Origin of the sequence: Stenotrophomonas sp. HMSC10F07, assembly GCF_001807895.1 — a bacterium.
Lineage (GTDB): Bacteria > Pseudomonadota > Gammaproteobacteria > Xanthomonadales > Xanthomonadaceae > Stenotrophomonas > Stenotrophomonas sepilia.
In genome coordinates, this window is the sequence record NZ_KV791316.1 from 1 (window position 1) to 12,196 (window position 12,196).

The 12,196-nt window shown below is 66.9% G+C and carries 14 protein-coding genes and 1 riboswitch; of the genes, 4 read left to right on the forward strand and 10 right to left on the reverse strand.

Annotation, left to right across the window (positions count from 1 at the left end):
• Nucleotides 1-34 precede the first annotated feature (34 nt).
• The 4 genes from nusB to HMPREF3114_RS00495 form a co-directional block, all read right to left on the reverse strand.
• A complete protein-coding gene (gene nusB / locus HMPREF3114_RS00480; RefSeq protein ID WP_005415268.1) occupies nt 35-514 on the reverse strand; it encodes a transcription antitermination factor NusB in 480 nt (159 codons plus the stop codon).
• Nucleotides 511-978 carry a 6,7-dimethyl-8-ribityllumazine synthase gene (gene ribH / locus HMPREF3114_RS00485; protein WP_005415267.1) on the reverse strand — a complete coding sequence of 156 codons (468 nt, stop codon included), beginning with the start codon at nt 976-978 and terminating at the stop codon, nt 511-513. The genes nusB and ribH overlap by 4 nt, the downstream gene beginning before the upstream one ends.
• Before the next feature lie 160 nt (nt 979-1,138).
• Nucleotides 1,139-2,239, reverse strand: coding sequence for a 3,4-dihydroxy-2-butanone-4-phosphate synthase (gene ribB, locus HMPREF3114_RS00490; protein WP_005415266.1), 1,101 nt, complete (start codon nt 2,237-2,239; stop codon nt 1,139-1,141).
• A complete protein-coding gene (locus HMPREF3114_RS00495) occupies nt 2,236-2,862 on the reverse strand; it encodes a riboflavin synthase (RefSeq protein WP_005415265.1) in 627 nt (208 codons plus the stop codon). The genes ribB and HMPREF3114_RS00495 overlap by 4 nt, the downstream gene beginning before the upstream one ends.
• Nucleotides 2,863-2,936: 74 nt before the next feature.
• Nucleotides 2,937-3,082: riboswitch (FMN riboswitch) on the reverse strand.
• A gap of 301 nt (nt 3,083-3,383) precedes the next feature.
• Here HMPREF3114_RS00495 and HMPREF3114_RS00500 point away from each other — a divergent pair.
• The 3 genes from HMPREF3114_RS00500 to HMPREF3114_RS00510 all read left to right on the forward strand — a co-directional run bounded on the left by HMPREF3114_RS00500 (nt 3,384) and on the right by HMPREF3114_RS00510 (nt 5,528).
• On the forward strand, nt 3,384-4,004 hold the full coding sequence (locus HMPREF3114_RS00500; RefSeq protein ID WP_005415264.1) for a hypothetical protein: 621 nt from the start codon (nt 3,384-3,386) through the stop codon (nt 4,002-4,004).
• A gap of 150 nt (nt 4,005-4,154) precedes the next feature.
• The gene (locus HMPREF3114_RS00505; protein WP_053498107.1) at nt 4,155-5,039 is read left to right on the forward strand and encodes a hypothetical protein; all 885 of its coding nucleotides are present in this window, start codon (nt 4,155-4,157) and stop codon (nt 5,037-5,039) included.
• Nucleotides 5,040-5,153: 114 nt separating this feature from the next.
• Nucleotides 5,154-5,528: a hypothetical protein gene (locus HMPREF3114_RS00510; RefSeq protein ID WP_032953932.1), complete on the forward strand. Its 375-nt coding sequence runs from the start codon at nt 5,154-5,156 to the stop codon at nt 5,526-5,528.
• A gap of 35 nt (nt 5,529-5,563) precedes the next feature.
• Here the strand turns inward: HMPREF3114_RS00510 and ribD are convergent, their stop codons facing one another.
• The 6 genes from ribD to HMPREF3114_RS00540 all read right to left on the reverse strand — a co-directional run bounded on the left by ribD (nt 5,564) and on the right by HMPREF3114_RS00540 (nt 10,273).
• The gene (ribD, locus tag HMPREF3114_RS00515; RefSeq protein WP_176746360.1) at nt 5,564-6,649 is read right to left on the reverse strand and encodes a bifunctional diaminohydroxyphosphoribosylaminopyrimidine deaminase/5-amino-6-(5-phosphoribosylamino)uracil reductase RibD; all 1,086 of its coding nucleotides are present in this window, start codon (nt 6,647-6,649) and stop codon (nt 5,564-5,566) included.
• A 74-nt stretch (nt 6,650-6,723) separates the two neighbouring features.
• Nucleotides 6,724-7,245 carry a transcriptional regulator NrdR gene (gene nrdR, locus HMPREF3114_RS00520; RefSeq protein WP_005415256.1) on the reverse strand — a complete coding sequence of 174 codons (522 nt, stop codon included), beginning with the start codon at nt 7,243-7,245 and terminating at the stop codon, nt 6,724-6,726.
• A 145-nt stretch (nt 7,246-7,390) separates the two neighbouring features.
• Entirely contained in the window at nt 7,391-7,840 is a 450-nt protein-coding gene (locus tag HMPREF3114_RS00525; protein ID WP_053498103.1) for a hypothetical protein, read from the reverse strand.
• 27 nt (nt 7,841-7,867) lie between these two features.
• On the reverse strand, nt 7,868-8,287 hold the full coding sequence (locus HMPREF3114_RS00530) for a hypothetical protein (protein WP_053498101.1): 420 nt from the start codon (nt 8,285-8,287) through the stop codon (nt 7,868-7,870).
• Nucleotides 8,288-8,353: 66 nt separating this feature from the next.
• The gene (glyA, locus tag HMPREF3114_RS00535; RefSeq protein ID WP_005415251.1) at nt 8,354-9,607 is read right to left on the reverse strand and encodes a serine hydroxymethyltransferase; all 1,254 of its coding nucleotides are present in this window, start codon (nt 9,605-9,607) and stop codon (nt 8,354-8,356) included.
• A 186-nt stretch (nt 9,608-9,793) separates the two neighbouring features.
• Nucleotides 9,794-10,273, reverse strand: coding sequence for an RcnB family protein (locus HMPREF3114_RS00540; RefSeq protein ID WP_053498100.1), 480 nt, complete (start codon nt 10,271-10,273; stop codon nt 9,794-9,796).
• Between the two features lie 252 nt (nt 10,274-10,525).
• On the opposite strand from HMPREF3114_RS00540, the gene ettA reads away from it, so the two are divergent.
• Complete coding sequence (ettA, locus tag HMPREF3114_RS00545; protein WP_005415249.1) at nt 10,526-12,190, forward strand: energy-dependent translational throttle protein EttA; 1,665 nt, start codon at nt 10,526-10,528, stop codon at nt 12,188-12,190.
• Nucleotides 12,191-12,196 lie beyond the last annotated feature (6 nt).

Here is a 12,196-nt window from a genome sequence, read left to right on the forward strand (position 1 = left end):
CTGCCGGCCAGCGGCCGGCACTACCACAGGCGGGTCAGTGACCCGATTCGACCTTGCGCCATTCCACGGCGGCACGATCCAGCACGCCGTTGACGTAGGTATGGCCATGTTCGGAACCGAAGCGCTTGGCCGATTCGATGGCCTCGTTGATCACCACGCGGTACGGCACGTCCAGGCGGTAGCGAAGCTCGTAGGCGGCCAGGCGCAGCACCGCGCGTTCGATCGCATCCACTTCCTCGATGCCACGGTCCAGGTACGGGCCGAGCGCTTCGTCGATGTCGCGACGGTTGTCGAGCACGCCGTGCACCAGTGCCTCGAAGTACGCCAGGTCGGCGATTTCGCGGGCCTGCTCGTGGGCGAACTGGGCGATCAGCGACTGCGCGTTGCCGCCGGAGATCTGCCAGGCGTAGATGGCCTGCACGGCACGACGGCGGGCGCGCGAGCGCAGCACCGGGTCGACGCCATCGCGGCGGACGGGTTTACCGGAGGGCTTGCCCTGGGTGTTCTTGTTCATGGCAGTTGCTCCAGCAGATTGACCATTTCCAGTGCGGCGAGTGCGACTTCCTCGCCCTTGTTGCCGTGGCTGCCGCCTGCGCGGGCCTCGGCGTCTTCAACGCGTTCCACCGCCAGCACGCCGTTCAGCACCGGCACGCCGAAATCCAGCTGCACGCGCATCAGGCCTTCGGCACAGCGGTCGGCCACGTGTTCGTAGTGGCGGGTGTCGCCACGGATGACGCAGCCCAGGGTGAGGATGGCGGCGTGTTCATGGGCGGCGGCCAGGCGTGCAGCCACCAGCGGCAGTTCCCAGGCACCCGGCACGCGGATCACGTCGATGTTGGCTTCGGTGATGCCGTTGCCGGCCAGGCTCAGGCGCGCGCCTGCGACCAGCGCGTCGGTGATGCGGGCGTTCCAGCGGCTGGCCAGGATGGCGAAGCGCGCCGACTCGGGAGTGCGAAGATCGCCTTCGTAGTGGCTCATATGCGGCTTGGGGGACTCGATAAGGGGGTAATTCTAGCGTGGATGGGCCCCGGCCGTGGCTGGCGGGGGCCTGCAGGGTGTGCCGACCAACGGTCGGCACCCACCGGTGGCATGGGGTCGGCACCCACCGGTAGTGCCGGCCGCTGGCCGGCAATCCCCATTACAGGGTGACCGTCTCCACCACTTCCAGGCCGTACCCGGCCAGGCCGATCTGACGGCGCGGGGTGCCCAGCACGCGCAGCTTGCCCAGGCCCAGGTCGGACAGGATCTGCGCGCCGGCACCATTGCGGCGCCACTGGCCCACGTCCTTGTCCTTGCCCGGCACCACCGGCGCCGGCTGCTGGCGCAGGCGGGCCAGCAGGGCTTCGCCATCGCGCGGGGCCGACAGCACCACCATCACGCCTGCGCCCTCGGCATCGATTGCACGCAGGGCGTCGGTGGCCGCCACGCCGAAGTCGTCACGGCGCCAGTGCAGCAGGTCGGCCAGCGGGTTTTCCACCTGCACGCGCACCAGGGTCGGTGTTTCCGCATCCGGCGTGCCGCGCACCAGGGCGAAATGCAGGTCGTGGGCGATGCGGTCGCGGTAGGTCACCAGCTTGAACGGGCCGAATTCGGTGTCGATGTCGCGCTCGTCCACACGTTCAACAGTCTTTTCGGTGGCCAGGCGGTAGGCGATCAGGTCGGCGATGGAGCCCATCTTCAGGCCGTGCTCGCGGGCGAACACTTCCAGCTCCGGGCGGCGCGCCATGCTGCCATCCGGGTTCAGGATCTCCACCAGCACGCCGGCCGGTTCCAGCCCGGCCAGCATGGCCAGGTCGACGCCGGCTTCGGTATGGCCGGCGCGGGTCAGCACGCCGCCCGGCTGGGCGATCAGCGGGAAGATGTGGCCCGGCTGGTGCAGGTCCGACGGTTTGGCGTTGGGCTTGACCGCGGTGCGGATGGTGTGGGCGCGGTCGTGGGCCGAGATGCCGGTGGTAACGCCCTCGGCGGCCTCGATGCTGACCGTGAAGTTGGTCTGGAACTGCGCGGTATTGGCCTGCACCATCGGCGCCAGGCCGAGGTCGGCGGCGCGGGTGCGGGTCAGCGGCAGGCATACCAGGCCGCGGCCATGGGTGACCATGAAGTTGATGTCCGACGGCTTGACCAGCTCGGCGGCCATGATCAGGTCGCCTTCGTTCTCTCGGTCTTCGTCATCGACGATGACCACCATGCGGCCCAGGCGGATGTCTTCCAGGATTTCCGGAATCGGGGCGAAATTCATGCGGCATCTCCGTGTGGGTGCTGACCGTTGGTCGGCACACTGATCAACCGCTCCACATAACGGGCGACCAGATCGATTTCCAGATTGACCGCACTGCCCACGCCGGTGGCGGAGAAGGCGGTGTTGGCCACGGTGTGCGGAATGAGGGCGACTTCAAAGCCTTCATCGTCCACTTCGTTGACGGTGAGGCTGACGCCGTCCACGCAGATCGAACCCTTCTTGGCAATGTAGCGGCGCAGCGAGGCCGGCGCGGCGAAGCGCCAGCGCTGGGCACGTGCATCTTCATGGATGGACAGCACCTGGCCGAGGCCGTCGACGTGGCCGCTGACCAGATGGCCGCCGAGGCGGTCGGTCGGGCGCATGGCCCGTTCCAGGTTGATGACCGCACCCTCGCCCAGCTGGCCCAGCGTGGTCAGGCCCAGAGTCTCGGTGGAGGCATCGGCCTGGAAGCTGCGGGCGTCGAACGCGATGACGGTGAGGCAGACGCCGTTGATGGCAATGCTCTCGCCCATCTGCACGTTGTCGAACGGCAGATTCCCGACATTGAAGGTGAAGCGGACATCGCCGCCGATGGATTCGCGTGCGGCCAGACGGCCGACGCCTTCGATGATTCCAGTAAACAAGTAACGTTCTCCGCGAAAAGTGAGCGAAAAACGCCGCAAGGCAAACAGGTGCACGCAGGGCAAGAGCCCTGTGGCACCGTCTTCTTTCATCCGGACTATGACCGTCGGCTCCGGCATTGGACCGGATCTGCTGACCCCCGGCCGTGGGCCGGGGCGCTCGCGGGCTCGTGCTTGCGCACCTACCGCCGGTGGGGAATTGCACCCCGCCCTGAAGACGTTTGTGTACCGGCGAACCGGCCTCGTCAGTGTACCAGCCCGGCCTGAACGGGGTGGGATGCTCAAGGTCGGGTCCCTTTCCGCAGGAAAGGGCTCTGACCCCATGGACCGCAGCAGCACTGGGGTCAGGGCCGTTTCCCGATGGGAAACGGATCCGACCCCCAACCCCGGTCCGCCCCAGCCTGTGACGGCCGTCTCTCGCATTTTGTAAAACTTTCATTAAAATCCGCAGCGGACGACATGAGGTCGCCACGGGCAGCCGCGAGGGCAGGCCCGCCAATGGACTGAAACTCACAGGAATTCCCATGCGCAAGATCCTGATCGTGGCCGCCCTGCTGGCCGCCGCCCCGTTCTCGGCTTCGGCCGAGGCCCTGAGCTACACCTACGTTGAAGGCGGCTGGACCCAGGTCCAGGTTGACGACAACCTGCTGGACGACCCGAAGGTCGACGGTGGCTACCTGCGCGGTTCGGTCGCGCTGGCCGAGCAGGTCTACGTGTTCGGTGGCTGGTCGCGCACCAGCAAGACCCGCCACTACGGCGAAGATTCGCTGAAGCTGGAACTGAACCAGCCGGAGCTGGGTATCGGCTACCACATGCCGTGGACCGACCGCCTGGACTTCACCGCCGATGCCGCCTGGGTGCGCCAGAACGCCGAATCGACCCTGCGTTATGACGGTGTGCGTTACCACGGCAAGGACCACACCAACCTGGGCCGCGTCACCATGGGCATCCGCGGCAAGCCGTCGCGCATGACCGAAGCCTGGGCCAAGGCCGGCTACATGGATGGCGGCAACAACTACAAGGGCACCTGGGTCGGCACTGTTGGCGGCCAGATCAACTTCACCAAGACCTGGGGTCTGGTGGGCGAGATCTCCGGCTACCGCGACGTCACCCAGTACTCGGCCGGCGTCCGCGCCAGCTTCTGATCCAACGGTCGCTCCTCGTCGTGCGATCGAACGGGCCCCGCAAGGGGCCCGTTTTTTTTGCCCCGCGCGTCGGCACGTGATCACAGGGCGCCGTCGGGCCTGCGCAAAGATGCGCTAGGCTTGCGCGCCTCTGGAACAGGAAACACCGTCATGAAGACCCCCTTGCGTACCCTGCTGGCCAGCGCCCTGCTGGCTGCCCCGCTGCTGGCCAGCGCCGCCCCGGCCACACTGACGCCCGAACAGGCCTTCGATCTGTATGCCCGCGTCCTGCTGGAAGACGACGCTGCCGCGACCCGCACCCTCAACGATGCGCTGAAGCCCGCCTTCGACGGCCAGGACGCGGTAACCCCGAACCCGGGCGCATTGGCCAAGGCGCTGGCCGAACCGTGGCAGGTCGTGCTTGCCAGCACCGGCGCCAAGGCCGACGCGGCCACCAACGAAGCGCTGTATGCCAAGGCCCTGCGTGATTCGAAGTGCCGCGCCAGCAAGAGCGTGATTGAAGACAACGAATATGTGGACGACCAGAAACTGGCGCGCATCACCTTCAGCTGCCAGGTGCCCGACCTGGGCAAGGTACGTCCGCTGTTCGCCGCCAGCCTTGCCGCCGACGCCCGCCCGGCCTCGCGCAAGCAGTTCACCGACGCCTACACCCAGGCGCTGCAGAGCGGTGCGCGCGTGCCGGTCAGCGGCACCTTCACCCTGTACCCGGCCAAGGACAACGGCTACTGGTACAGCGGCAACTTCGATGATCTGGTGGGCACCGTGACCGGGGCGCTGGCACCCTTCGAGGAATGGATGCAGGACGTGCAGGCGGCCAGCGCACCGAAGGTGACCGGCGTACCCGGCTGCGACCTGCTGCTGCAGCAGCACCGCAGCTGCGTGGCGAAGATCGCACCCGACCAGATCAGCGGCGTGGATGCGATGGCCGAGGAACTGAAGGCCAAGGCACAGGTGAAGTCGGCCGATGAGATGACGCAGGAGTGCAAGGCGCTGCGCCCGATCGCCGAGATGATGTGGACCGACGAGTGCACATAAGCACGATGTAGCGCCCTTGCCTGCAGCAGGATCAATGGCACTTTCAGAACCGTTGCATGGTCTTGCGCACACTGCGTGATCAATGCTGTTGTCCTCTTCCACGAGGGCAACAGCATGAAGCACCGCACAACCTCGACCACGGCCCTGCTTGTCGCGCTGATGGCGTGCTGGCACGCCGAAGCGTCCAGACCCAGGACCTTCTTCGTGCAACCTTCGGTTGCGTTCGAGTCGACCCAGCTGCGCGACCGCGACATCGACGCGCAACTGAGCGAGAACGACGATTGCCGGGCGTTCCTGCAGTACCACGATCAGTGCGCACCGTCGGTACTGCCGGACGAGTACGACCAGGGCATCAGCCGGCGCAGGCTGCGGTGGAAGTCAACGCAACTGACGGGAGAAGCACTCGGTGCCTACTGCCGGGACCTGCATCTGCTGTGGAAGCAGCAATGGAAAGAGCAGTGCCCCGCCCACGAGGACGAGGGCACCTGACAGCGCCGGAACGGGGCCAGTGCCCCGCCACTGCCTCACGGGCGCAACAGCAGCCGGATGTCCTCGCCGACCTGGCGCTGGTCAACCACGCGCAGGCGGCGCTGCTGGCCCATTGCCTCGATGCCCAGGCCGGCCAGCAACGGACGACCGTTGTCGCCCAGCAGCGTGGGCGCCTGGTACAGCAGCAGTTCGTCCACCCAGCCAGCGCGCAGCAGCGCACCGGCCAGCGTCGCGCCGGCTTCGGTATGCACTTCGTTGATGCCGCGCTCGGCCAGCAGCGCCAGCACCGCGCCCAGGTCCAGCCGCCCCTCTGCGCTGGGCACGCTGGCAAATTCGGCGTCGGCCGCATCCGGTGCGCTCACCGCCGCATCGTGCAGGTACAGCGTCGGCGCACCGCCCTCGCGCACACGGCTGCATTCGAGCGAACGCAGGCGCGAATCGAGCACCACGCGCAGTGGCGGCATCACTTCGGCACCGGCCAGGCGCACGGTCAACATCGGGTCGTCGGCCAGCACGGTCTCGGCGCCAGTCAGGATCGCACCGGCGCGGGCGCGCCAGTGCTGCACGTCCTCGCGCGCAGCCGGCCCGGTGATCCACTTGGAGCTGCCGTCGGCCATCGCGGTGCGGCCATCGAGGCTGGCGGCCAGCTTCACCCGCAGCCACGGGCGGTTGCGCTCCACGCGTGACAGGAAGCCCTTGTTGAGCTCGCGCGCCGGCGCCGCCATCAGTCCTTCGGCAACCTCGATGCCGGCATTGCGCAGCAGATCGAAGCCACCGCCATCAACTTTCGGGAAGGGATCGCGCATCGCCGCCACCACGCGCGTCACGCCCGCTTCGATCAGCGCCAGTGCGCACGGCGGCGTGCGCCCGTAGTGGGCGCAGGGCTCCAGGGTGACATAAGCGGTGGCACCGCGGGCCTCGCTGCCGGCTTCGCGCAGTGCGAATACTTCAGCGTGCGGCCCCCCTGCGCGCTGGTGCCAGCCCTGCCCGACCACGCGTTCGCCGTGGGCGATCACGCAGCCGACCATCGGGTTGGGCCGGGTGGTATAGGCAGCGCGCTCGGCCAGGCGCAGCGCGTTGGCCATGTGCAGGTGGTCGAGGACGGAGAACGAGGGTGTCATGCGACCATGGTAACGCTGCCGGTGTTGATCCATGCCATCGGTGCCAATCCAGGTTGGCACCCAGGCAGAGGCGGTCAGCCCTTCTTCTTCTTGGTCAGGGCGATCACATCGCCCAGCAGCTGCAGCTGTTCGGTGCTGGACGGCAGGTCGCGCTCGAGCTTCTCGATCTCCTCGCGGAAATCGGCCACGTCCTCGAAGCTGCGGTACACCGAAGCGAAGCGCACGTAGCCCACGTGGTCGAGCTTGCGCAGTTCGTTCATGACGAACTCGCCAACCTTGATCGAGGGCACTTCGCGCTCGCCGCTGATGCGCAGCTGGTGCACCACCGCGCGTACCGCCGCCTCGATCTTGTCTTCGGGCACCGCGCGCTTCTGCAGCGCGCGGTCGAACCCCGCGCGGACCTTGCGCTGGTCGAACGCTTCGCGGGTGCCATCGCTCTTGACGATGGCCGGCAGCTTCAGCTCGACCGTTTCCAGGGTGCTGAAGCGCTCGCCGCAGGCTTCGCATTCCCGCCGACGGCGAATCGTCGCGCCGTCTTCAGAGACGCGCGAGTCGATGACCCGGGTATCGGCATGTTGGCAGAAGGGGCAATGCATGAAACGCCTGGCTCAGGGAGCAATTGCCACGATCATGGCAGCGTCGCAAAGGTACCTGAGAAAAGGCGCCGCAGCAAATGCTGCCTGCGCGGAAGCGCCTGCATTCTGGCCACCCAAGGTGTCCGGCGAGTTCGTGATGTCCGGCTCAACCCGGTGCGGGCAGCGGCGATGCCACGCGTGACCAGCGCAGCCACGCCAGGTGCCCGGCCATCACCAACAGCGGTGGGCCAAAGCCGAGGAAGCCCAATGTCGAGATCTCCCCGTGCTTGAAGGTGAAGTACAGCGTGGCGGCAACCACGGCCAACGCGGCCAGCACACCCAGCGCCAGGCCGGCCCAGGCGGCAACCGGTGATTGGCGCAGGCCGGCAACACCGCGCCACAGGAACAGCCCGCTCAGCCACAACCACGACAGCAGGCCGATGATTCCCGCCGACGACCACAGCAGCAACAGCGTGTGCTCGTCGCCCGTCAGGTACTTGCCGTCCCATACGACCATCAGCCCCAGCACGGCACCCGTACCGCCTGCTGCCACGGTGGGCAGGCCCACCAGCAGGCCGGCAATGGCCATCCCGCGTTTGTGCAGGCGCTCATCCATGCGTTCGATGTCCTTCCATGGGCCACGTCATGCGCGGCGCTTGATCCACACCAGCATCGCCGCTGGCACCAGCATCGATGGGCCCAACAGCAACAGGGCGATGCCTTCGGCGTGGACCGTGATGCTCCACCACAGCGCCAGCCCCAGCGGGGGCACAGCGGCAAGACCGCCGGCCAGCAGCATCCACCACCAGAGGCGATGCACCTGCAGCCCGGCACGCCCCTGCAGCAGATACCCGGCGCTGAGCCACAACCAAGCCAGGCAGCCGGCAATGCCGGCCAGGCCCCACAGCGGCATCACAGTCACCGCGGCCAGCGTGCCATGGCCGAACTGGCCCAGGCCCGTCAGCAGCAGCATCGTCGCCGCGACACCGCCCACTGCCAGGCTGGGCAGGCCAAATGCCACCGCCAGGACGGCGTACAGGTACTTGAGGCGGCGCTCATCCATGCGCGGGATTCCTGGTGACGGGGTCAGGGCCCTTCCCTGCGGGAAGGGATCCGACCCCGGCGGCGATCAGCCGTAGACCGGGTACTTGCGGCACTGCGCGCTGACGGCATCACGCACGCGGGCGATGACGGCATCATCGTTCGGCGCATCCAGCACGTCGGCGATCCAGTTGGCCAGGTCCACGCAGTCCTGCTCGACGTAGCCACGGGTGGTCACGGCCGGGGTGCCCAGGCGCAGGCCCGAGGTCACGAACGGAGAACGCGGATCGTTCGGCACCGAGTTCTTGTTGACGGTGATGTGAGCCTTGCCCAGCGCAGCTTCCGCATCCTTGCCGGACACGTCCTTGCCGATCATGTCGACCAGCATCAGGTGGTTCTGGGTGCCACCGGAAACGATCTTGTAGCCGCGCGAGATCAGCGTGTTGGCCATCGCCTGGGCGTTCTTCACCACCTGCTGCTGGTAGGCCTTGAAGCCCGGTTCCAGCGCTTCCTTGAAGGCCACGGCCTTGCCGGCGATGACGTGCATCAGCGGACCGCCCTGGATGCCCGGGAACACGATCGACTGCAGCTTCTTGACCAGGTCTTCGTCGGCGCCCTTGGCGATGATGATGCCGCCACGCGGGCCGCGCAGGGTCTTGTGGGTGGTGGAGGTAACGACGTGGGCATGCTCCAGCGGGCTCGGGTAGACGCCAGCGGCGACCAGGCCGGCCACGTGGGCCATGTCCACGAACAGGTAGGCACCGACCTTGTCGGCGATGGCGCGGAAGCGCGCCCAGTCGATCACCTGCGAGTAGGCCGAGAAGCCGGCCACGACCATCTTCGGCTTGTGCTCCAGGGCCAGGCGCTCGACTTCGTCGTAATCGATCAGGCCCTGGTCGTTGACGCCGTACTGCACGGCGTTGAACAGCTTGCCCGAGGCATTGACCTTGGCACCGTGGGTGAGGTGGCCGCCGTGGGCCAGGCTCATGCCGAGGATGGTGTCACCCGGCTGCAGCAGGGCGAAGTACACGGCCTGGTTGGCCTGCGAGCCGCTGTGCGGCTGCACGTTGGCGTAGTCCGCGCCGAACAGCTGCTTGAGGCGATCGATCGCCAGCTGCTCGGCGATGTCCACGTATTCGCAGCCACCGTAGTAGCGCTTGCCCGGGTAGCCTTCGGCGTACTTGTTGGTCAGCTGGCTGCCCTGGGCTTCCATCACCGCCGGGCTGGTGTAGTTCTCGCTGGCGATCAGCTCGACGTGGTCTTCCTGGCGCTGGGTCTCAGCGGCGATGGCCTTGGCCAGTTCGGGATCGTAGGTTTCGATGCGGACGTCACGCGGGAACATCGGGTACTCCAGCAGGCAGGGAAAGGGGTACGGCTCAGCCCCTGATTGTAGCCCCGCACCGGCCTGCCGGGGCCGAAAAGGCCGGGGCCGGCACTCCCGAAGGAATCCGGCCCCGTATGGTTTCGAGGGATGTTGTGGGATCAGGGCCCTTTCCGTTGGAAAGGGATCCGACCCCGGCCGCGATCCTCAGCGACCGTTGATGATGTAGTCGGCGATGATGCCGGTCGCCACCGCCACCAGCAGCATGTTGCCGCGGTCGTCGCGGATCCAGTGGTGCCCATACGGCGGGCGGCGCAGGTGGTAGCGCGGGTAGTCGTTCACCACATAGATCGGGCCGCGGTAGTAATCGCGGTAGCGGTGACCGACCTTCCAGCCGTAGCCGGGGCCGTAGGCCGGGCGGTAGACCACGCGTGGCGGCGGCGGGGCCGGGCGATAGTAGCGGTCATGGTCGCGGTGCCAGTCGCGGCGGTCGCGCTCCCAGTCGCGGCGTGCCTCGCGGCGGTCGCGTTCCCAGTCACGGCGGTCCTGTCGCCATTCGCGGCGGTCCTCGCGCCACTCGCGGCGGTCATGGCCGCGACGGTGGTCGTTGTCGGCAAAGGCCGGGGCCACCGCGCCGAACGCCAGCACAGAGGCCACGGCGCCGGCCATTACTCGATTGATGCGCATGTCAGACCTCTGCTTGGGTGGTGGTGAGCCCATATTGCGCAACCGATCTGAACCGTTTCCGGCTGGAAACGCTTCCCGCTGCAGGACTGTGACGCAGTATTCAGCCCACGGCCAGCCAGACCGCGCCTGCCCGGCGCGGGCCGGAACCCGTTCCGGCTATAATTGGCGGTATTCCTTTCCAGTCTGTGCCCGCTGCCACAACGGGATGTTCCCGTGATGGGCCGGGCGCAGGGCCGCGCCTACGGAGACCTCATGTCCTCGCAATACATCTACACCATGAACCGCGTGTCCAAGGTGGTCCCGCCCAAGCGGCAGATCATCAAGGACATCTCGCTGTCCTTCTTCCCGGGCGCCAAGATCGGCCTGCTGGGCCTGAACGGCGCCGGCAAGTCCACCGTGCTGAAGATCATGGCCGGCGTGGACACCGATTTCGAGGGTGAAGCCCGCCCGCAGCCGGGCATCAAGGTCGGCTACCTGGCCCAGGAACCGGAACTGGACCCGAACAAGACCGTGCGCGAGTCGGTCGAGGAAGGCGTGGGCGAAGTGCTGCAGGCCCAGGCCGCGCTGGAGGCGGTGTACGCCGCCTACGCCGAAGAAGGTGCCGACTTCGACGCATTGGCCAAGGAGCAGGAGCGCCTGGAGGCGATCCTGGCCGCCGGTGATGCGCACACCCTGGAAAACCAGCTGGACGTGGCTGCCGATGCGCTGCGCCTGCCGCCGTGGGATGCCAAGATCGCCAACCTGTCCGGCGGTGAAAAGCGCCGCGTGGCACTGTGCCGCCTGCTGCTGCAGAAGCCGGACATGCTGCTGCTGGACGAACCGACCAACCACCTCGACGCCGAGTCGGTGGAATGGCTGGAGCAGTTCCTGGCGCGCTACACCGGCACCGTGGTGGCGGTCACCCATGATCGCTACTTCCTGGACAACGCCGCCGAGTGGATCCTGGAACTGGACCGCGGCCGCGGCATTCCGTGGAAGGGCAACTACACCGAATGGCTGGTGCAGAAGGATGAACGCCTGAAGCAGGAAGAAAACCAGGAAAAGGCCCGCCAGAAGGCGATCCAGAAGGAACTGGAGTGGTCGCGCCAGAACGCCAAGGGCGGCCGTTCCAAGGGCAAGGCCCGCCTGGCACGCCTGGAAGAGCTGCAGTCGCAGGACTACCAGAAGCGCAACGAGACCAACGAGATCTTCATCCCGCCGGGCGAGCGCCTGGGCAACATGGTGATGGAGTTCAAGAACGTCTCCAAGAAGTTCGGCGACCGCCTGCTGATCGACAACCTGTCGATGCTGATTCCGCCGGGCGCGATCGTCGGCATCATCGGCCCGAACGGCGCCGGCAAGTCGACCCTGTTCAAGATGATCACCGGCCAGGAAAAGCCGGATTCGGGCGAGATCGTGATCGGCCCGACCGTGCAGCTGTCCTACGTGGACCAGAGCCGCGACAAGCTGGAAGGCAACCACAACGTCTTCCAGGAAATCGCCGGCGGCCTGGACATCCTCAACATCAACGGCATCGAGATCCAGTCGCGCGCCTACATCGGCCGCTTCAACTTCAAGGGCCAGGACCAGCAGAAGATGGTCGGTTCGCTGTCCGGTGGTGAGCGTGGCCGCCTGCACATGGCCAAGACCCTGCTGCAGGGTGGCAACGTGCTGCTGCTCGACGAGCCGTCCAACGACCTGGACATCGAAACCCTGCGTGCACTGGAAGACGCGCTGCTGGAGTTCCCGGGCAACACCTTTGTGATCTCGCACGACCGCTGGTTCCTGGACCGCATCGCCACGCACATCATCGCTTTCGAAGGCGACTCGCACGTGGAGTTCTTCCAGGGCAACTACCGCGAGTACGAGGAAGACAAGAAGCGCCGGATGGGCGATGACGCTGCGCCGAAGCGCCTGCGCTTCAAGGCGCTGAAGTAAGGCAAC